Origin of the sequence: Candidatus Planktophila lacus, from assembly GCF_002288385.1 — a bacterium.
Classification (GTDB): Bacteria; Actinomycetota; Actinomycetes; order Nanopelagicales; family Nanopelagicaceae; genus Planktophila; species Planktophila lacus_D.
In genome coordinates this window covers 1289505-1308499 of record NZ_CP016783.1, presented here as the reverse complement: position 1 = coordinate 1308499, position 18995 = coordinate 1289505, and the positions used below count along the sequence as shown (strand labels likewise).

Below are 18995 nucleotides of genomic sequence, written 5' to 3'. Positions count from 1 at the left end.
GTTCGGGCAATTCAAGGGTTCGAGCAATTCAAAGGTTTGGAGCAACAATCAAGTGGGACTTAAAGAGACACTTAAGAGCGACCTAACTGAGGCGATTCGCAGCAGCGACAAGGTTGTATCAGGCACGATCCGCATGGTTTTAACCGCGATCACAAACGAAGAAGTTTCTGGCAAAGAGGCGCGCACACTTAGCGAAGAAGAGATCATCGCGGTTCTTTCGCGTGAGGCAAAGAAGCGCCGCGAAGCTGCTGAAGAATTTGCAAAAGGTAACCGCCCTGAGAAAGCTGCAGAAGAAAAGGCCGAAGGCGAAGTAATCGCAAAGTATTTACCTGCTCAACTTTCAGAAGATGATGTTAAGAAGTTGATTGCTGCAGCGATTGCATCAACAGGAGCTGCCGGACCTGCCGATATGGGCAAGGTAATGGGCGCGATCAAGCCACAGATCGCAGGAAAAGCAGATGGCTCAATGGTTTCATCACTTGTTAAAGCAGCGCTAGCCGGAGGAAATTAATGAAATTCGAATATGCCACCGTTCCACTTCTATCTCACGCAACAAAGCAGATTCTCGATACTTGGGGTTCTGATGGATGGGAACTCGTAACAGTTATTCCAGCACCTGGCGGCGAACAACTCGTTGCTTACATGAAGCGAGAGGTTAAGTAAAAATGGCAGTTGATGTCCGCGCCAAGTTGGCCGAAAAAGGTTTAACACTTCCAGTTGCAGCAAAGCCAGTAGCTGCATATGTCCCTGCAGTACGCACCGGAAATATAGTTTTCACCGCAGGCCAGTTGCCTCTCGTTGATGGATCAATGGCTGATACAGGAAAAGTTGGCGCTGAAATTACTCAAGAACGAGCAAAAGAGCTTGCAGAAATCTGTGCACTTAATTGTTTAGCAGCAGTTGAGTTAGTGGCACCAGTTGATTCAATCGTCAAGATTGTTCGCATAGTTTGTTATGTAAATGGCGCCCCAGGATTTATCAGCCAACCATTTGTTGCAAACGGAGCTTCAGAGTTATTTATGCATATCTGGGGAGAACCAGGAATTGCTGCACGTAGCGCACTTGGCGTTGCAGAGCTTCCTTTGAATTCACCGGTTGAGGTTGAACTCACCGTTGAAGTTGCTTAGTTAATTTAGCTAATTACTTAGCGAGAGCGCTTGCTCAGACGTTCGACATCAGTAATTAGCACTGAGCGACCGTCAAGCTTTAGCCATCCGCGACCAGCAAAATCGGCGAGAGCCTTATTTACTGTTTCGCGTGATGCGCCAACAAGCTGTGCAAGTTCTTCTTGAGTTAGATCGTGGTTAACGAGCAAACCTTCAGCAGTAGTCTTTCCAAAGCGATCACCGAGATCGATCAGGGCTTTAGCAACGCGACCTGGAACATCAGAGAAAACTAAATCGCCGACCGCTTCATTGGTGCGACGTAGGCGCTGTGCCAAACGTGCAAGCAATTGCAGTGAAACTTCTGGGTTCTGCTTAAGCCAAGGAATAACTTTTTCATGGCTAAGTGAAAGTAATTTTGCATCGGTCACTGCAGTTGCAGTTGAAGTGCGTGGGCCGGGATCAAAGAGTGAAAGTTCGCCAAACATTTCGCCAGGCCCGAGGATAGAGAGCAAGTTTTCGCGACCGTCTCCGCTGGAGGTTCCGAGCTTTAGCTTGCCTTCGATAATTACATAAAGGTGCTCGCCGTCATCGCCTTCTTTAAAGAGGATTGAACCCTTCGCGATCTTTACAGTATCCATCGAGGCGCGCAGGGATACTGCGGCAGCGTCATCGAGGGCGGTAAAGAGCGGGGCTCTGCGTACGACTTCATCTTCTTGAGGCACGTGGGTAGTTTACTCGCATGGCCCCCGATAGCGAAACTCGTAAAAGCGCAAGGGCTATATATCGAATATTGACCAAAACTTATCCCAATGTGCGCTGCGAACTAGATTTCTCCAACCCATTAGAACTCACGATTGCAACAGTTTTATCTGCGCAGTGCACTGATAAGCGAGTCAATGCGGTTACACCAGCGCTCTTCAAAAAATATAGGAACGTGCTCGCTTACGCCAAAGCTTCGCTAAACGATATTGAAGATTTGATTTATACAACCGGTTTCTTTCGCGCCAAGGCTCGCCATATCCAAGGTCTTGCTGTAAAGATCATCGAGGATTTTGACGGTGACGTTCCACAAACTTTGGAAGAGTTAATCACTCTGCCCGGTGTAGGTCGAAAGACTGCCAATGTTGTTCTAGGACATGCCTTTGATATTCCCGGAATTACAGTCGATACCCATTTCGGTCGCCTTTCTCGAAGATTTGAGTGGAGCGAATCGAAAGATCCCGTTAAAGTTGAATTCGAAGTGGGAGAGTTAATCCCTCAAGAAGAATGGACTAATTTGTCGCAACGGATGATCTGGCACGGCCGGCGCATCTGCCATTCACGCAAACCAGCGTGTGGCGCATGTCCTGTTGCAAAAATTTGCCCTTCATTCGGAATTGGCGAAATGGATAAAATAAAAGCCAAGGCTTTGGTTAAAAGCGATGAGGATTTCCGATGAAGCGCGCCTTATTTGTTGTCGCAGCACTATTTCTTACTGGATGTTCTTCACCAGAACCCGTTGCGATAAAAGGCGAAGTAATTTCCTGTGCGTCAATTACTTTCGATAAATCAATTACCAAAGGCACAACTATTGAATGTCTAGATGGCACGGCCGGTGCCAGCATGGAATCTCTCCGCGGTCCGATGATCATCAACATTTGGGGTTCTTGGTGTTCAACTTGTTTGGCCGAAACACCTGAATTTGTTAGCTTTTATAAGAAAGCTAAAGGCAAAGTTCAGTTAGTCGGCGTCGCAGTAGAAGAATCATCTCCAGATAATTCTCGTAAATTCATCATAGAAAACGGCATGAGTTGGCCTAACTTCTACGATCGCGAGAACAAAACTCGTAGTTACTTTGGAATGGGCGTGCCAGTTACCTGGTTTATCGATGCCCAAGGCGATGTCAAGTTTAAGAAGATCGGCGAAGTAAAATCTGAGCAAGAGTTAATAGATTTAACCGAGAAACATCTAGGAGTGAAGATTTAATGATTGCTGACTTAGTAATTATCGTGGCGCTAGTTTTTTCAACAATTATTGGCTACCGCAATGGCTTGATCCGCACCCTCTTTAAATTTGTCGGATTTGTTGCAGGCGGAGTTCTTGGAATCTACCTTTCCCTTAAGTTCTCACACGATTGGTCGCTGGATATAAAGCGAATTGGCTTTGTTATCGCATCAATTGTTGGCGGTGGCTACTTATGTTCATTTATCGCAGGAGCGCTAGCCAAGGGTCTGCGGGCCTCAATTTTTCGTGGCCCAATTGCTTTCTTAGATTCTGTTGCTGGTGCTCTTCTGGAAATCGCGCGCACCGTAATCGCGCTTTACTTGATCGCAACGGTTCTGCTCTGGTCACCATGGCAGGCAGCGCAAAACCAAATCACCGATAGCCAGATTCTTCCTAAAGTTCAGCCCTACATTCCGGGGCTAATCACCCAAGCAAACGATTGGGTTAAGGAAGAGTTTCTTAATCTTCGTCTTTAGAAGAATTCAAACCTTCTGAAATCAACTTCATAACATTTGGATCTGCCAACGTTGTGGCATCGCCAACTGCGCGATTTTCAGCGACATCTTTAAGCAAACGACGCATGATTTTTCCGCTACGAGTCTTCGGCAATTCTGCAACAACCATGATCTGACGTGGACGGGCAATAGCGCCAATTTCCTTAGTTACATGGGCGCGAAGCTCTTTCACTAACTCTTCACCGCCAGCGTGAGGAATACCGCCGCGCAAGATAACGAAGGCAACAATTCCTTGACCCGTCATTTCATCTGCTGCCCCAACGACTGCAGCTTCAGCAACTGCTTCATGTGAAACAAGTGCAGATTCAACTTCTGTTGTTGAAATACGGTGTCCAGAAACGTTCATGACGTCGTCGACTCGACCCATCAACCAGATCGCACCTTCGTCATCTAACTTTGCGCCATCTCCTGCAAAGTAAATTCCCTTAAAGCGCGACCAGTAAGTTTCCTTGTAACGCTCATCCTCGCCCCAAACACCACGCAACATTGATGGCCAAGGCTTATCCAAAATCAAGAAACCACCATGTCCATTTGGAACAGGGTTTGCATTGTCATCAACGACAACTGCACTAATACCAGGGATGGCTTTCATCGCAGAGCCTGGTTTAGTTGATGTAACTCCTGGCAGTGGCGAAATCATGATCGCACCAGTTTCGGTCTGCCACCAAGTATCAACAATCGGACAATTGTTTGCACCAATAATTTCGCGGTACCACATCCATGCTTCTGGGTTAATCGGTTCACCAACTGAACCAAGTAAACGAAGTGAAGATAAGTTGTGCGCCTTAGGAAATTCATCTCCCCATTTCATCCAGGTACGAATCAAGGTTGGTGCGGTGTACAAAATTGTTACGCCGTACTTTGCAACGATCTCAAACATTCTTCCTTTATGTGGAGTATCAGGTGTTCCTTCATACATAACTTGAGTAGCACCATTGATTAGCGGACCGTAAACAACGTAAGAGTGGCCGGTAATCCAGCCCACATCTGCGGTGCACCAATAAACATCTTTCTCGGGCTTGATATCAAATACCACGCGATGTGTGTACGCCGCCTGAGTCAAATAACCACCTGTTGTATGGAAGATTCCCTTTGGTTTAGCGGTTGTGCCAGAGGTGTAGAGAATAAAGAGCGGACGCTCGCTATCGAAGAATTCAGGCTTATGTTCGCTGCTTTGGCTATCAACGAGCTCGTGCCACCAGATATCGCGATCTGCGTTCCACGCAGTTTCTTGACCAGTGCGCTTTACAACTAAAACCTTCTCGACGTTGTGCTTTCCCTTTAGCGCTTCATCAACTGCGGGCTTAAGCGCAAAAGCGGCACCTTTGCGAAATCCACCATCTGCAGTAATTACCAACTTGGCATCGGCATCTTGAATACGAGATAGAAGTGCATCAGCAGAAAATCCGCCGAAGACAACTGAATGCACTGCACCGATTCGCGCACATGCCAACATCGCAACCGCTGCTTCAGGAATCATCGGCATATAAATGGCAACGCGATCGCCGGCCTTAATTCCAATTTGCGTTAAGGCATGTGCAGCTTTGCTGACATCTGCCAACATCTGCGCATAAGTGATTGTGCGAGTGTCGCCAGGTTCTCCTTCAAAATGAAATGCGGTTCGGTCTCCGCGACCGGCTGCAACGTGGCGGTCGAGAGCATTTACCGATGCATTTATCTTGCCGCCGATAAACCATTTTGCATAAGGAGAGTTCCACTCAAGAACTGTCTCCCAACTTTTATCCCAAGTTAACTCGCGCGCTTGTTCTTCCCAGAAAGCAAGTCGATCTTTTTCAGCATGTGCATATAAATCAGATTTGGCATTGGCCTGAGCTGCAAAGGCTGGGCTCGGAGGAAAGTGGCGATTTTCGTGGGAGAGGTTTTCTATTGAATCGCCGCTGGAATCACCGGTTGATGGGTTGCTCATAACTCAGCAGATTACCCGTGAATATCAACAGGCGGAAGGCTTTAGCGATGTGGCAAAGAAGATAAGAGGGATGATCCCCAGTCTCGAGAACAAGAGAAGAACTATTTAAGAAAAGGAGAAAAATGCTTACAACGTTCCTAGCGCTCTTACTAAAAATCATCAATAGCCCTGCTCTGCTCGCTGGCCTAATCGCCTTCCTGCAGAAGACCCTCAATCCGTAAAAGGAGTCGAACCGGCTGGAGAATCGCCAATTCCTACGCGTGTAGAGAATGGTCCTATGCGTATAGGGAATGGCGATTTTTCATCCGCCCGCAGAGGTGGTTGGATTAGGCGTAAGCCTGAATGCGGCCCAATGAAGCGCTCGGTCAGGGATTACGCCCCGAGATAATTTGGAGTCATCATGGCCATTGCAACCCCTGAAATTTACGCAGAGATGCTTGATCGCGCGAAAGCTGGCGCATTCGCATATCCCGCAATTAACGTTTCATCATCTTCAACCATCATCGCCGCGCTTCGTGGTTTCGCCGAAGCCGAATCAGATGGAATCATCCAATTTTCATGGGGCGGTGCGGAATACGCATCTGGCTCAACAGTAAAGAACATGGTTGATGGTGCAGTTGCGCTCGCTGAGTTCGCACACGTTGTTGCAAAGAACTACAACGTAAATATTGCAATCCACACAGATCACTGCCCAGCAGAAAAACTAGATGGCTACATGCGTCCGCTTCTTGAAATCGGCGCACAGCGCATCAAGAACGGTCAAGCGCCACTCTTTAACTCACATATGTGGGATGGCTCAGCAGTTGATATGAATGAAAACATGAAGATCGCAGATGAACTTCTAACAAAGTCAGTTGCTGCGCGCACAATCCTTGAAATCGAAATCGGCGTTGTTGGTGGCGAAGAAGATGGCGTTGAAGCAAAGCACGATGCAAAGTTGTACTCAACACCTGAAGATGCGTTGATGACAATCGAAACTCTTGGCCTCGGAGAACGTGGTCGCTACATGGTTGCTGCAACATTCGGTAACGTGCACGGCGTTTACAAACCAGGCAACGTTGTTTTGCAGCCAAAGATTTTACAGACTCTGCAAGATGCAGTTGTTGCCAAGAAGGGCCTTGCTGCAGGTAGCAAGCCAATGGATCTTGTATTCCACGGTGGTTCAGGTTCACTTCTCTCAGAGATCCGCGATTCACTTGATTACGGCGTAATCAAGATGAATATAGATACCGATACTCAGTACGCATTTACACGCCCAGTTGTTGATCACATGTTCAAGAACTACGACGGCGTTCTAAAGATCGATGGCGAAGTTGGAAATAAGAAGACTTACGATCCACGTGCGTGGGGTAAGGCTGCTGAAGCAGGAATGGCAGCTCGCGTTGCACATGCTTGCGAAGATCTTCGTTCAACCGGCACATCACTGAAGAAGTAAATAAATAATCGTTAACACCTGCGGAGAGGTTTTGCCATGCCAGCGTTAGTTCTGCTCGGAGCTCAATGGGGCGACGAAGGCAAGGGTAAAGCCACAGATATTCTCGGTGACCGCGTTGATTATGTCGTTCGCTATCAGGGCGGCAACAACGCGGGCCACACCGTAGTTATCGGCGATCAGAAGTACGCACTTCACTTGCTTCCCTCCGGAATCTTGAGTCCTAATGTTGTTCCAGTAATCGGTAACGGCGTTGTGATTGATCCAGGTGTATTGCTTGAAGAAATTCGTGGGTTAACTGAACGCGGTATCGATTGCTCAAAGTTAGTTATCTCAACTAATGCGCATTTGATTACTCCGTATCACCGCACCATCGATAAAGTTTCAGAACGTTTCTTAGGAAAATCAAAGATCGGCACAACTGGTCGTGGCATCGGACCTGCTTACGCAGACAAGATCAACCGCATCGGTATCCGTGTACAAGATCTCTTTGATCCATCTATCTTGCGTCAGAAGATCGAAGGTGCGCTTCGCGATAAGAACCAAGTACTAATTAAGGTCTTTAACCGCAAGAACATCGATGTTGATGAAGTTCTAAACGAATACCTTGCTTATGCCGAAATCTTGCGCCCATATGTTGCAGACACGGTTCTGCTGCTAGATGAAGCGTTAAAGGCCGGAAAGCGCGTATTACTTGAGGGATCACAGGGCACGCTGCTCGATGTCGATCACGGTACTTATCCATTCGTAACTTCATCAAACCCAACTGCAGGTGGCGCTTGCACAGGTTCTGGAATCGGACCAACCAAGATCGATCGCGTAATCGGAATCGTTAAGGCCTACACAACTCGCGTTGGTTCGGGCCCATTCCCAACAGAACTCTTCGATGAAGATGGCGAGAAGCTGCGCACTATCGGCGGTGAAATCGGTGTAACAACTGGTCGTGCGCGTCGTTGCGGTTGGTATGACGCACCGATTGCGCGTTATGCAGTTCGCGTTAATGGGCTTACCGATTTCTTCTTAACCAAGCTCGATGTCTTAACTGGCTGGAAAGAAATCCCAGTCTGCGTTGCCTATGAAATCGATGGCAAGCGCGTTGAAGAACTTCCCGCATCACAATCTGATTTCCACCATGCAAAACCAATTTATGAAAACTTGCCAGGTTGGACCGAAGATATTTCTGGTGCGCGCAAGCTCAGCGATCTGCCAAAGAATGCACAGGATTACATCGCCTTCTTGGAAAAGATTTCCGGTGCGCCGATGAGCGCAATCGGCGTCGGGCCGGGTCGCGACCAAACAATTGTCGTGAAGGATTTCATCTAAACCATGAAAATCCTCCTAGTCGGAAGCGGCGGTCGTGAACACGCACTCGCACTAGGGTTACAAGCAGATCCAAGTTGTACTGAACTTCATTGCGCACCTGGAAATCCAGGTATCGCAGAAATTGCAACACTGCATCCAATTGCAATCACCGATAACAAGGCAATCGTTGATCTTGCAAAGAAATTAGCAGTTGATCTCGTTGTAATTGGTCCTGAAGTTCCGCTAGTAAATGGCGTTGCTGATGAGCTGCGAGCAGCGGGATTGGCTGTCTTTGGCCCATCAAAAGCGGCAGCACAACTTGAAGGATCGAAGAATTTTGCAAAAGGTGTTATGCGCGATGCGGGCGTTCCAACTGCGCGTAGCTTTACCTGCGAAACTCAAGCAGAAATTGAAAACGCGCTCGATGCTTTCGGCGCACCTTACGTTGTTAAAGATGATGGTCTTGCCGCAGGCAAAGGCGTTGTCGTTACAGATGATCGCGCCAAAGCTTTAGAACATGCCCTTGCTTGTAAGCGCGTTGTAATTGAAGAATTTCTAAATGGTCCAGAGATTTCATTATTTGGAATTTCAGATGGGCGCAATGTTCTGCCGATGCAACCGGCACAAGATTTCAAGCGCGCCTACGATCGCGATGAAGGTCCAAATACCGGTGGCATGGGCGCGTATTCACCGCTTCCTTGGGCACCCGATGACATCATGGAAGAGACTTACGAAAAAGTCTTGGCGCCGGTAATCGCCGAAATGGCAGCGCGCGGTACACCATTTGTTGGACTCCTCTATGCAGGCTTAGCTTTAACTGATCACGGGTTACGAGTTATCGAATTCAATGCGCGCTTTGGAGATCCCGAAACTCAAGTTTTGATTCCACGACTTGCAACACCGCTTGCACAATTGTTATACAAAGCAGCGACTGATTCACTTGATGATGTTGCACTTTCTTGGCGCGATGAAAGCGCGGTAACAGTTGTGCTTGCAGCGCAGGGATATCCCGAATCACCAAAGACCAAGGGCGCAATTACAAATATTCCAGCAATTTCAAAGACGCAGATTTTTCATGCTGGTACTTCACTTAACGGCGTTGGCTTAGTTTCTAGTGGAGGTCGCGTTTTAACAGTGACTGGTTTGGGCACGGATTTAACTGAGGCCCGCGATCGCGCATACCGCGCAATCTCACAGATTGAACTTGAAGGCTCTTTCTATCGCAGCGATATCGCTTTCAATGCGTCGGTCGCCGAGAAGGGCAATTAAATGGGGGAGAATAAGCCAGTGAGCGTCCTTGCTGATCGTTATGCATCAACTGCAATGCGCGCCATCTTCGCACCTGAAGAGAAGATCATCGCCGAGCGCCGTTTATGGCTTGCTGTGGCCCGTGTGCAAAACAAACTTGGCCATGCAATTTCAGATGCAGTCATCGCCGATTACGAAAAGGTAATCAATAAAGTTGATTTGGCTTCTATCGATGCTCGCGAAAAGCAGACTCGTCACGATGTGAAAGCGCGCATCGAAGAGTTCAACGCACTAGCTGGCCACGAAGCAATTCACGCCGGTATGACCAGCCGTGACTTAACTGAAAATATCGAAGCACTCCAAATCAAAAACGGTTTAGCGATTGTCCATGACAAAGTTGTTGCAGTTCTTGCACAACTAGCCGATAAGGCAGCACAGTATTCCGATCAGGCAATTGCCGGCCGTTCTCACAATGTGCCAGCGCAGATCACAACGCTCGGAAAGCGTTTTGCATCTGCTGCTGAAGAGCTGCTCTTTGCTTACGAACGTTTAGCATCACTGCAAGATCGCTATCCAATGCGTGGCATCAAGGGCCCAGTTGGAACTTCACAAGATTCAATTGACCTGCTTGGTTCATCGAAAGCGCATCACAGCCTGGAACTAGAGATCGCTAACGAACTTGGTTTCAATCGCGTACTTGATTCAACCGGTCAGATCTATCCACGTTCTTTTGATTACGATGTTGTGACAACTCTTGTACAACTCGCTGCTAGTCCATCTTCGCTTGCGACTTCAATCCGCTTGATGGCTGGTGCCGAACTTGTCACTGAAGGATTTAAAGCCGGACAAGTTGGTTCATCTGCGATGCCGCACAAGATGAACACGCGCTCTTGCGAACGTATCAATGGCTTAAGCGTGATCTTGCGCGGATATGCATCGATGGTTTCAGAACTTGCCGGCGATCAATGGAACGAAGGCGATGTCTCTTGCAGCGTGGTTCGTCGCGTTGCCTTGCCAGATGCGTTCTACGCCATCGATGGTTTGCTTGAAACAACGCTCACTGTTCTTAGCGAATTCGGCGCTTTCCCTGCAGTAATCGCTGCCGAACTCGATCGTTACCTACCTTTCTTAGCGACAACCAAGATCTTGATGGCTTCAGTTAAAGCTGGAGTTGGTCGCGAAGTAGCGCATGAAGTTATTAAGGAGCACGCTGTAAAAGCGGCTTTGTTAATGCGCGCAGGTAAGGCAAACACACTTCTTGATGCACTCGCTTCAGATGAGCGCTTACCGCTTGATCGCGCCGCCCTTGATGCGCTGATTAGCCAACCAATTGAATTTACTGGCGATGCTCGCCAACAAATTGCTCGAGTTGTAGATCGCATCGATGCGATTACATCCGCGCACCCTGCCGCAGCGCAGTACAAACCGCACTCGATCCGGTGAGCGGCTTCGGCGTAGCTGGCGCACCGCCAGCACCAACTATCAACGGTTGGCAACACCTACGCACAGGAAAAGTACGCGATCTATATAAGAACGACTCCGATGAAATTTTATTAGTTGCATCTGATCGCATCTCGGCATTCGATTGGGTATTGCCGACCACAATTCCAAATAAAGGCGCGATCCTTACTCAACTTTCGCTCTTTTGGTTTGAACTCCTTGAAGATATTGTCCCAAACCACATCATCAGAGATGATGTTCCAGATCAAGTTGCAGACCGCGCAGTAATTGTTAAGCCACTAGATATGTTTGAGATTGAATGTGTAGCGCGAGGTTATCTAACTGGAAGTGGCTTGGCTGAATACAAATCCAACCAAGCGGTTTGCGGAAACGCGCTGCCGGCAGGGCTAGTTGATGGATCCGAACTTCCAAACAGTATTTTCACGCCCGCAACGAAGGCAGAAATCGGCGATCACGATATAAATATTGACTTCGACCAAGCGGCACAGATTGTTGGTGCAGATGATGCCGCCGAACTTCGCAACTTAACTCTTTCGCTCTATGAAACAGCGGCCGACTTTGCGCGCAGCCGCGGCATCATTCTGGCTGATACCAAATTCGAATTCGGCCGCGATGCTAAGGGTGTAATAACCCTTGGAGATGAGGCGCTAACGCCTGATTCTTCAAGGTTCTGGGAGTTATCAACCTGGCAGCCGGGTAGCGCACGGGGTTCATTTGATAAACAATTCGTTAGAGATTTCCTTACTCAAAGCGGCTGGGATAAGAAGAGCCCACCACCAGAATTGCCGGCAGAAATCGTCGAGAAAACTGCTGCGCGATATGAAGAAGCGTATTTCCGTATTACCGGCAGCAAGTTCTAATCCAAGTTCCAAAAGGAGATAAAGATGGCGAAGATCGTGGTTGATGTAATGCTTAAGCCAGAAATCCTCGACCCACAGGGCGTGGCCGTATCTGCTGCACTTCCTCGTCTGGGATTTAACTTTGCCAAGAGCGTGCGCCAAGGAAAGCGCTTTGAGATTGAAGTAGATGGCGAACCAACACCTGCGCAGCTTGCTGAAGTTGAAAAAGCCGCTGAAACACTCCTTGCAAACCCAGTTATCGAAACTTTCACGGTAAGAGTTGAGAAGTAAATGAAAGTTGGCGTTGTAACTTTTCCTGGCACGCTAGATGATCGCGATGCTGCGCGCGCGGCAACACATGCTGGCACAACTGCGGTTTCGCTCTGGCACGGAGATGCTGATCTCAAAGGTGTAGATGCGGTCATCTTGCCCGGCGGATTTTCTTATGGTGATTACCTGCGCTGTGGTGCAATCTCACGTTTTGCGCCAGTGATGGAAAAAATCATTGATGCTGCAAATGGCGGAATGCCATTACTTGGAATCTGTAATGGTTTCCAAGTCTTATGCGAAGCGCATTTGCTTCCAGGTGCGTTGACTCGCAACCACGAGCTTCACTTCTTATGTCGTGATCAGAAGTTAGAGATCACAAATAACACCACTGCTTGGACATCTTCTTACCAAGTTGGGCAAGAGATTGTGATTCCACTTAAAAACGGAGAAGGCTCTTTCCAATGTGATGATGCAACGCTGGCAAAACTTGAAGGCGAAGGCCGCATCATTGCGCGCTATCTAGGTGAAAATCCCAATGGTTCACGCAATAAAATCGCCGGTATTACCAATGAACGCGGCAACGTGGTTGGCCTAATGCCACACCCAGAACACGCGATCGATACCTTAACTGGCCCAACCGCAGATGGTCTTGGCTTCTTTACCTCAGTACTAAGCGCGATGGTGAAGTAAATGGCTCTCGATACCGTCGCGATTGCAACTGCAAACCCTGGAACATCACAACCTTTTGCCGAACTCGGTTTAAAGCCCGATGAATACGCACGCATCAAAGAGATTTTGGGACGTCGTCCAACATCTTCTGAGCTCGCGATGTATTCAGTTATGTGGTCTGAGCACTGTTCTTATAAATCATCGAAAGTTCACTTAAAGCAATTTGGTGACAAGGCAGTTAAGACCGATGCGTTGCTAGTTGGTATCGGTGAAAATGCGGGCGTTGTCGATGTTGGCCAGGGATATGCCGTTACTTTTAAAATCGAATCACATAACCACCCATCTTTTATTGAGCCGTATCAAGGCGCTGCAACCGGCGTCGGTGGAATCGTTCGCGATATTTTGACGATGGGTGCGCGCCCAATTGCAGTTATGGATCCGCTTCGCTTTGGACCGGCAGATCATCCAGATACCCGTCGCGTACTGCCAGGAGTTATTGCAGGTGTTGGTGGTTATGGAAACTGCTTAGGTCTGCCAAATATCGGTGGCGAAGTTGTCTTTGATCAGACTTACTTAGGTAACCCACTTGTTAACGCGCTCTGCGTTGGCGTTATGAAACATAGCGATATCAAACTTGCTAAAGCTGCGGGTGCCGGAAATCTAGTTGTTTTATATGGCGCAAAAACTGGTGGCGATGGAATCGGTGGCGTATCCGTCCTTGCATCGGAAACATTTGAATCAACCGGTCCTGCAAAGCGTCCAGCGGTTCAAGTCGGAGATCCATTTGTTGAAAAAGTACTAATTGAATGTTCGCTAGAAATTTTCGCCGAAGATTTAGTTGTAGGCATCCAAGACCTTGGCGGGGCAGGCTTATCTTGCGCTACCAGCGAGCTCGCCTCTGGCGGCAGCGGCGGCATGAAGGTAGAACTCGATCGCGTTCCGTTGCGCGATGCCACGCTTTCACCTGAAGAAATCTTGATGTCTGAATCACAAGAACGTATGTGCGCAATTGTCGAACCAAAGCACATCGATCGCTTCCTGGAAATCTGTAAGAAATGGGATGTCACGGTCACGGTTATTGGTGAAGTTACTGATGGGGATCGCCTAGAAATTACCTGGCATGGAGATTTGATCGTTGATGTACCACCACGCACCGTGGCGCACGATGGACCGGTTTATAACCGCCCCCTTGCCAAGCCTGATTACATCGATCACGTAAACGCAGAAATTATCGATGTGGCACTTCCAAGCACTGCAGATGAAATCAAGGCTGCGGTTTTGAAGTTGGCTGCAACGCCAAACTTGGCAGATAAATCTTGGGTGACATCACAATACGATCGCTATGTACAAGGCAACACAATTCAGTCACAACCTGATGATTCGGGAATGGTCCGTATCGATGAGAAGACACATCTTGGTGTTGCCATTGCAACCGATGCCAACGCAAACTGGTCTTACCTAAATCCATATGAAGGTGCGAAGTTGGCACTTGCTGAAGCTGCGCGCAATATTGCAACTGCTGGCGCTAAGCCGCTTGCGGTCACTAACTGCCTTAACTTTGGTTCTCCTGAAGATCCAGGTGTGATGTGGCAATTCGCTGAATCTGTTCGCGGATTAGCTGATGGATGTTTAGAGATGGGGCTACCTGTTACAGGTGGAAACGTTTCTTTCTATAACCAAACTGGCGCAGTTGCGATCTTGCCAACTCCAGTCATTGGCGTACTTGGCGTTATCGATGATGTGCGCACCCGCACGCCGATGAGTTTCGATAAAGCAGGGCTTGATCTTTATCTACTTGGTGAAACCAAAGCAGATATCGCTGGCAGCGAATGGGCTTACATCCATGGCCAGCGCGGTGGATCTGCACCAATTGCAGATTTGCAGCGTGAAATGCGCTTAATTGAGGTGTTGGTTGCAGGGCGTGCCGAGAAGATCTTCACCGCCGCACATGATTTAAGTCAGGGTGGTTTAGTTGCAACGCTCACTGAAATGGTCTTGCGCCACAACGTTGGTGCAAAGGTAACTTTGGAAAATGTAGGCGTTGCACTAATTAGCGAGACTCCAGGTCGTGTGGTTGTTGCAGTAGATCCAAGCAAGGCTTCTGCACTCACTGCACTTGCCGATAAACACTCAATCGCGATTACCAAGATCGGATCAACTGGGGGAGATGCGTTGGAGATAAATGACGCAAAGATTTCTCTTACCGAACTTCGCAAGGCACACACTGGAACTTTCCCAAAGTTGTTTGGATAAATGATGCGTGATCCTAAGATTCTCGAAGCGGTGAAGCAGAGCCTTGCGCTCTTAACCGAACGCGCTCCGGGTCGCGCAATCGAAGTACGTATTCCGCCATATGCTGCAGTGCAGTGCGGAGACGGTCCAACACATACACGTGGCACACCACCAAATGTGATCGAGATGAACGCGGAAACTTGGTTGGCACTCGCCAGCGGTGAGCGCAGTTGGGCAGATGCCATGTCTGCTGGTTTGATTAGCGCATCCGGTGTTCGCGCAGATTTAACTGAACTATTGCCGTTGGAGGTGAAGCGATGACCCGTCGCCCTGATGGTTTGCTTAACCACAATGTTTTAGATGACGATAAAGCGCCACAAGATGCTTGCGGAGTATTTGGTGTTTGGGCACCTAGCGAAGAAGTTGCCAAGTTAACTTTCTACGGACTTTATGCGCTGCAACATCGCGGGCAAGAATCAGCAGGAATCGCAGCATCTGATGGCGAAAGAATTTTGATTTATAAAGATATGGGTCTGGTATCGCAGGTCTTTACTGAAACCGATTTAGCATCACTTACTGGCGATCTAGCAATTGGCCACTGCCGTTACAGCACCACCGGATCAAGCACTTGGGTTAACGCACAACCAACGCTAAGACCCACTAAATACGGCACTTTGGCGCTAGCTCACAACGGCAATCTCACCAATACTGGCGATCTTGCAGAAATGGTTCAGAAGCTCGAAGGCGATAACGCCAAGAGCGGTCGCGGTGCAACAACTGATACCGAGATCATGACCGCGTTAATTGGATTGCAGGATGAGAAGAACGTTGAAGCAAGTGCAATTGCAGTCTTGCCAAAGCTAGAAGGCGCGTTCTCGCTCGTCTTTATGGATGAAAAGACTTTATATGCCGCTCGTGATCGTCACGGTGTTCGCCCACTGGTAATCGGAAAACTCGAACGCGGCTGGGTAGTTGCCTCTGAAACTGCAGCGCTGGATATTGTCGGCGCTGCATTTGTGCGCGAAGTTGAACCCGGTGAGTTCTTAGCAATTAATGAAGATGGAATTCGTTCGCAGATGTGGGCTACACCAGATCCCAAAGGCTGCATCTTCGAATATGTTTATTTAGCACGCCCAGATACTTCTATTGCGGGCCAAGGCGTTCATGCAACTCGCGTCCGGATCGGCAAGCGCTTAGCAATCGAAGCGCCAGTTGAAGCCGATTTAGTTATTCCAGTTCCTGAATCCGGAACGCCAGCTGCGATTGGTTACGCACAACAATCAGGAATTCCATACGGACTTGGTTTAGTTAAGAACTCTTATGTTGGTCGTACCTTTATTCAACCTTCACAAACTATTCGCCAGCTTGGCATTCGTCTTAAGTTAAATCCACTACGTGAAATTATTGAAGGCAAGCGCATTGTGGTTGTAGATGATTCGATTGTTCGCGGAAATACCCAACGCGCAATTGTGCGGATGCTGCGCGAAGCCGGAGCCCTAGAAATTCACGTGCGTATCTCTAGCCCGCCAGTGGAATGGCCTTGTTACTACGGAATCGATTTCGCTTCCCGCGCCGAATTAATTGCGAGCGGCCTAGAAATCGAAGAGATCCGCCGCTCAATCGGCTCAGATTCACTGAGTTATGTATCGATGGAAGGCTTAATTGCTGCAACGACGATTGATGAAAACAAGCTCTGCACCGCTTGTTTTACAGGCACTTACCCAATTGCGGTACCTGCAGATATGTCAGAAGGAAAGATGCGCCTTGAAGTTACCGAGGTGGTGAAAAACCATGAGCACATATAAAGATTCGGGCGTCGATATCGATGCCGGAGATCGCGCAGTTGAGTTAATGAAAGCTTCAATCGCTAAAGCCACACGTCCTGAAGTACAAGGTGGCATAGGGGGATTCGCTGGTTTATTCGATGCCAGCGCGCTAAAGAATTACAAGAAACCACTTCTTGCAACTTCAACTGATGGCGTTGGAACTAAGACCGAAATCGCACGTTTGATGGGCAAGTACGACACCATCGGCGAAGATCTAGTTGCGATGGTTGTCGATGACTTAGTTGTTTGTGGCGCAGAACCACTTTTCATGACCGATTACATCGCAGTCGGCAAAGTGATCCCGGAACGTATCGCTGAAATTGTTAGCGGTATTGCTCGTGGTTGTATAAAGGCCAATACCGCCTTAATCGGTGGCGAAACTGCTGAACACCCAGGTTTACTCGAAGAAGAAGAATTTGATATTGCAGGTGCTGCAACTGGTGTAGTTGATGCTGATAAGCAACTCGGTTCACACCGCGTTAAAGCAGGAGATGCAATTATTGCGATGCCAGCAAGCGGTTTTCATGCCAATGGTTATTCTCTAGTGCGCCATATCCTGGCTACACAGAAACTGGATCTCAATAAAACTTATGAAGGTTTAACAAAATCGCTTGGTGAAATACTTCTTACGCCAACCGAGATTTACACCCTTGATTGTTTAGCGTTGATCAAAGCGCAGCAAGAAAACCTTCGCACTTTTTCTCACATTACCGGCGGCGGCTTAGCCGATAACACTGCGCGCGTTATTCCAGATGGTTTGATTGCAAAGTACGACCGCAGTACTTGGGCACTTCCTGCCGAAATGGATTTCATGGCAAAAATCGCCGGAGTTCCACAGCCCGATCTCGAGCGCACCTGGAACGTCGGCATCGGTATGGTCGCCATCGTCGACCCCGCTATCGCCGATCTGACCATCCGTTCACTTGCCGCCCGTGGCATGAATGCCTGGGTGGCAGGCTCAATTCACGCTCAAAACGGCCCCGGCGCCGCTGCTTTGGAAGGTAACTACAGGACGCGATAACCTTCGCGTCTTGACGAATTTCACTTTGGTAAGGAGGTCGCCCTATGGGTCGCGGCCGTGCAAAAGCTAAACAGACAAAAGTCGCCAGAGATCTCAAGTACAACTCTCAGGAGATGGACCTCGATCGTCTTGCGAAAGAACTCCATGGCGAAGATCCTGCAAATAAATCTCGCGATGACGAAGATCCCTTTGCTGAAGGAAATTATATTCCGCGTGCTTAATTTCTCGCGGGTAAAGTAAAAGCCTTGAGACCAACTCCGTACGTAGCATCACTTCGAATCTACGAACCACTTTCTGCATTCGAACCAGCAGATCGTTTGCGCTGGCAAGATTTAGTTGCAGATGAAAATTCAACTCGCAATGAACAAAAGTTAGCCTTGCGCCGTTTAGTTTTTCCAGAACCTCCTGCCGGTCGCCCCGATGGCGCACATATTTTAGATATCGATGGCGTTCGTTATGTATCTCCCTGGTCGACGGCAACTCGTTGTTGGGCAGCACTCGATGATTTCAAAGATTCACTTCCATCCTCTGTCACACCATTTTTCTTGCCGCAGAATTTAGAGGATGTAATCACCGCTGGTGTTGATCTGATGGAAGATCGCGTTCCGCATATCATCACCGAAAATTGGCTTATTCCTCCACGCTGGTTCTCGATGTTTATGCCAGAAGAACGTGCGCGCGGTGTTGATCAAGATGGACCTTTCTGCATTATGCGCGCCAAGCTTTCTGATGCGATTGCTCGTACCCAAGTTGCCCACCAAACAGTCTTGGGCGCATTTGGCGAAGGATCAGTAGAAGCGGAGATCGAACATTTACTGGAATGGCTTGAGATGTTCCATCAAAAATCGCTCGTTGAACTCGATTACGGCGGGCTAGCTGGATATCTCGATCTCGGAATGAAATTAGCGGGAGAAGAAACTGGCATCGAAGCAGATACTTCAGTTGAAGATGTCTTGCACTCACTCTCTGGCCTTGCTGCAGGCGATGGACAGATGGCAGGTCAGGGCTACGAACGTTTAGTCACGCGCTGGCGCATGGTTCAAGGCTTCGAATCGGCAATCTAGCCGCACTTCTGGCTATTGCTATTTACGCTCACTTTGGCGGATACTTCCGACACTCGTTACAAATCGGACATCGCCTTTAAGCGTTGCCTGAGCTAGTGGA

Annotated in this window: 21 protein-coding genes; 19 read left to right on the top strand and 2 right to left on the bottom strand. The window is 48.5% G+C overall.

Annotated features, from left to right (window positions below; all coding sequences use genetic code 11):
- The first annotated feature begins 52 nt into the window (after positions 1-52).
- From A1sIIB60_RS06660 to A1sIIB60_RS06655, 3 genes are read left to right on the top strand one after another with little or no spacing between them, the layout of a single operon-like run.
- On the top strand, positions 53-511 hold the full coding sequence (locus A1sIIB60_RS06660; RefSeq protein ID WP_095677742.1) for a GatB/YqeY domain-containing protein: 459 nt from the start codon (positions 53-55) through the stop codon (positions 509-511).
- A complete protein-coding gene (locus tag A1sIIB60_RS07290) occupies positions 511-663 on the top strand; it encodes a Sp36 family protein (RefSeq protein WP_017954825.1) in 153 nt (50 codons plus the stop codon). The genes A1sIIB60_RS06660 and A1sIIB60_RS07290 overlap by 1 nt, the downstream gene beginning before the upstream one ends.
- A gap of 2 nt (positions 664-665) precedes the next feature.
- Complete coding sequence (locus A1sIIB60_RS06655; RefSeq protein ID WP_095677741.1) at positions 666-1127, top strand: RidA family protein; 462 nt, start codon at positions 666-668, stop codon at positions 1125-1127.
- Positions 1128-1144: 17 nt separating this feature from the next.
- On the opposite strand, the gene A1sIIB60_RS06650 is transcribed toward A1sIIB60_RS06655, so the two are convergent.
- Positions 1145-1828 carry a Crp/Fnr family transcriptional regulator gene (locus A1sIIB60_RS06650; RefSeq protein WP_095671672.1) on the bottom strand — a complete coding sequence of 228 codons (684 nt, stop codon included), beginning with the start codon at positions 1826-1828 and terminating at the stop codon, positions 1145-1147.
- Positions 1829-1845: 17 nt separating this feature from the next.
- Between A1sIIB60_RS06650 and nth the strand changes: the two genes are divergently transcribed.
- From nth to A1sIIB60_RS06635, 3 genes are read left to right on the top strand one after another with little or no spacing between them, the layout of a single operon-like run.
- On the top strand, positions 1846-2544 hold the full coding sequence (gene nth / locus A1sIIB60_RS06645) for an endonuclease III (protein ID WP_095677740.1): 699 nt from the start codon (positions 1846-1848) through the stop codon (positions 2542-2544).
- The gene (locus tag A1sIIB60_RS06640) at positions 2541-3071 is read left to right on the top strand and encodes a TlpA family protein disulfide reductase (protein ID WP_095677739.1); all 531 of its coding nucleotides are present in this window, start codon (positions 2541-2543) and stop codon (positions 3069-3071) included. Before nth ends, A1sIIB60_RS06640 begins: the two co-directional genes overlap by 4 nt.
- Complete coding sequence (locus A1sIIB60_RS06635; protein ID WP_095677738.1) at positions 3071-3565, top strand: CvpA family protein; 495 nt, start codon at positions 3071-3073, stop codon at positions 3563-3565. The genes A1sIIB60_RS06640 and A1sIIB60_RS06635 overlap by 1 nt, the downstream gene beginning before the upstream one ends.
- On the opposite strand, the gene acs is transcribed toward A1sIIB60_RS06635, so the two are convergent.
- On the bottom strand, positions 3549-5531 hold the full coding sequence (gene acs / locus A1sIIB60_RS06630; RefSeq protein ID WP_095689536.1) for an acetate--CoA ligase: 1983 nt from the start codon (positions 5529-5531) through the stop codon (positions 3549-3551). The genes A1sIIB60_RS06635 and acs overlap by 17 nt on opposite strands.
- Before the next feature lie 400 nt (positions 5532-5931).
- On the opposite strand from acs, the gene fbaA reads away from it, so the two are divergent.
- The 13 genes from fbaA to A1sIIB60_RS06565 are packed head-to-tail and all read left to right on the top strand — an operon-like array spanning position 5932 to position 18895.
- Positions 5932-6966, top strand: coding sequence for a class II fructose-bisphosphate aldolase (gene fbaA, locus A1sIIB60_RS06625; protein WP_095671667.1), 1035 nt, complete (start codon positions 5932-5934; stop codon positions 6964-6966).
- A gap of 36 nt (positions 6967-7002) precedes the next feature.
- The gene (locus tag A1sIIB60_RS06620; protein WP_095671666.1) at positions 7003-8286 is read left to right on the top strand and encodes an adenylosuccinate synthase; all 1284 of its coding nucleotides are present in this window, start codon (positions 7003-7005) and stop codon (positions 8284-8286) included.
- 3 nt (positions 8287-8289) lie between these two features.
- Positions 8290-9534, top strand: coding sequence for a phosphoribosylamine--glycine ligase (gene purD, locus A1sIIB60_RS06615; RefSeq protein ID WP_095689535.1), 1245 nt, complete (start codon positions 8290-8292; stop codon positions 9532-9534).
- On the top strand, positions 9535-10956 hold the full coding sequence (gene purB / locus A1sIIB60_RS06610; RefSeq protein WP_095677735.1) for an adenylosuccinate lyase: 1422 nt from the start codon (positions 9535-9537) through the stop codon (positions 10954-10956).
- Complete coding sequence (locus A1sIIB60_RS06605; protein WP_095677734.1) at positions 10953-11834, top strand: phosphoribosylaminoimidazolesuccinocarboxamide synthase; 882 nt, start codon at positions 10953-10955, stop codon at positions 11832-11834. The genes purB and A1sIIB60_RS06605 overlap by 4 nt, the downstream gene beginning before the upstream one ends.
- 24 nt (positions 11835-11858) lie before the next feature.
- The gene (gene purS, locus A1sIIB60_RS06600; RefSeq protein ID WP_095671662.1) at positions 11859-12104 is read left to right on the top strand and encodes a phosphoribosylformylglycinamidine synthase subunit PurS; all 246 of its coding nucleotides are present in this window, start codon (positions 11859-11861) and stop codon (positions 12102-12104) included.
- Positions 12105-12773 carry a phosphoribosylformylglycinamidine synthase subunit PurQ gene (gene purQ, locus A1sIIB60_RS06595; protein ID WP_095689534.1) on the top strand — a complete coding sequence of 223 codons (669 nt, stop codon included), beginning with the start codon at positions 12105-12107 and terminating at the stop codon, positions 12771-12773.
- Positions 12774-15005: a phosphoribosylformylglycinamidine synthase subunit PurL gene (gene purL, locus A1sIIB60_RS06590; protein ID WP_095689533.1), complete on the top strand. Its 2232-nt coding sequence runs from the start codon at positions 12774-12776 to the stop codon at positions 15003-15005. It abuts the gene before it with no gap.
- A 3-nt stretch (positions 15006-15008) separates the two neighbouring features.
- Positions 15009-15305, top strand: a complete 297-nt coding sequence (locus A1sIIB60_RS06585) for a sterol carrier family protein (protein WP_095689658.1) — start codon at positions 15009-15011, stop codon at positions 15303-15305.
- Positions 15302-16789 carry an amidophosphoribosyltransferase gene (purF, locus tag A1sIIB60_RS06580; RefSeq protein ID WP_095689532.1) on the top strand — a complete coding sequence of 496 codons (1488 nt, stop codon included), beginning with the start codon at positions 15302-15304 and terminating at the stop codon, positions 16787-16789. The genes A1sIIB60_RS06585 and purF overlap by 4 nt, the downstream gene beginning before the upstream one ends.
- Positions 16776-17831 carry a phosphoribosylformylglycinamidine cyclo-ligase gene (gene purM / locus A1sIIB60_RS06575; RefSeq protein WP_095689531.1) on the top strand — a complete coding sequence of 352 codons (1056 nt, stop codon included), beginning with the start codon at positions 16776-16778 and terminating at the stop codon, positions 17829-17831. Before purF ends, purM begins: the two co-directional genes overlap by 14 nt.
- Positions 17832-17875: 44 nt before the next feature.
- Positions 17876-18052, top strand: coding sequence for a DUF3073 domain-containing protein (locus tag A1sIIB60_RS06570; RefSeq protein ID WP_095671656.1), 177 nt, complete (start codon positions 17876-17878; stop codon positions 18050-18052).
- Positions 18053-18076: 24 nt separating this feature from the next.
- Entirely contained in the window at positions 18077-18895 is an 819-nt protein-coding gene (locus A1sIIB60_RS06565) for a DUF8083 family protein (RefSeq protein WP_095671655.1), read from the top strand.
- Positions 18896-18995: the final 100 nt, after the last annotated feature.

Bases quoted from the DNA above. Each gene is read 5' to 3' on its own strand.
- A1sIIB60_RS07290 (WP_017954825.1), top strand. From the start codon at position 511: ATGAAATTCGAATATGCCACCGTTCCACTTCTATCTCACGCAACAAAG.
- A1sIIB60_RS06655 (WP_095677741.1), top strand. From the start codon at position 666: ATGGCAGTTGATGTCCGCGCCAAGTTGGCCGAAAAAGGTTTAACACTT.
- nth (WP_095677740.1), top strand. From the start codon at position 1,846: ATGGCCCCCGATAGCGAAACTCGTAAAAGCGCAAGGGCTATATATCGA.
- A1sIIB60_RS06640 (WP_095677739.1), top strand. From the start codon at position 2,541: ATGAAGCGCGCCTTATTTGTTGTCGCAGCACTATTTCTTACTGGATGT.
- A1sIIB60_RS06635 (WP_095677738.1), top strand. From the start codon at position 3,071: ATGATTGCTGACTTAGTAATTATCGTGGCGCTAGTTTTTTCAACAATT.
- acs (WP_095689536.1), bottom strand. From the start codon at position 5,531: ATGAGCAACCCATCAACCGGTGATTCCAGCGGCGATTCAATAGAAAAC.
- fbaA (WP_095671667.1), top strand. From the start codon at position 5,932: ATGGCCATTGCAACCCCTGAAATTTACGCAGAGATGCTTGATCGCGCG.
- A1sIIB60_RS06620 (WP_095671666.1), top strand. From the start codon at position 7,003: ATGCCAGCGTTAGTTCTGCTCGGAGCTCAATGGGGCGACGAAGGCAAG.
- purD (WP_095689535.1), top strand. From the start codon at position 8,290: ATGAAAATCCTCCTAGTCGGAAGCGGCGGTCGTGAACACGCACTCGCA.
- purB (WP_095677735.1), top strand. From the start codon at position 9,535: ATGGGGGAGAATAAGCCAGTGAGCGTCCTTGCTGATCGTTATGCATCA.
- purS (WP_095671662.1), top strand. From the start codon at position 11,859: ATGGCGAAGATCGTGGTTGATGTAATGCTTAAGCCAGAAATCCTCGAC.
- purQ (WP_095689534.1), top strand. From the start codon at position 12,105: ATGAAAGTTGGCGTTGTAACTTTTCCTGGCACGCTAGATGATCGCGAT.
- purL (WP_095689533.1), top strand. From the start codon at position 12,774: ATGGCTCTCGATACCGTCGCGATTGCAACTGCAAACCCTGGAACATCA.
- A1sIIB60_RS06585 (WP_095689658.1), top strand. From the start codon at position 15,009: ATGCGTGATCCTAAGATTCTCGAAGCGGTGAAGCAGAGCCTTGCGCTC.
- purF (WP_095689532.1), top strand. From the start codon at position 15,302: ATGACCCGTCGCCCTGATGGTTTGCTTAACCACAATGTTTTAGATGAC.
- purM (WP_095689531.1), top strand. From the start codon at position 16,776: ATGAGCACATATAAAGATTCGGGCGTCGATATCGATGCCGGAGATCGC.
- A1sIIB60_RS06570 (WP_095671656.1), top strand. From the start codon at position 17,876: ATGGGTCGCGGCCGTGCAAAAGCTAAACAGACAAAAGTCGCCAGAGAT.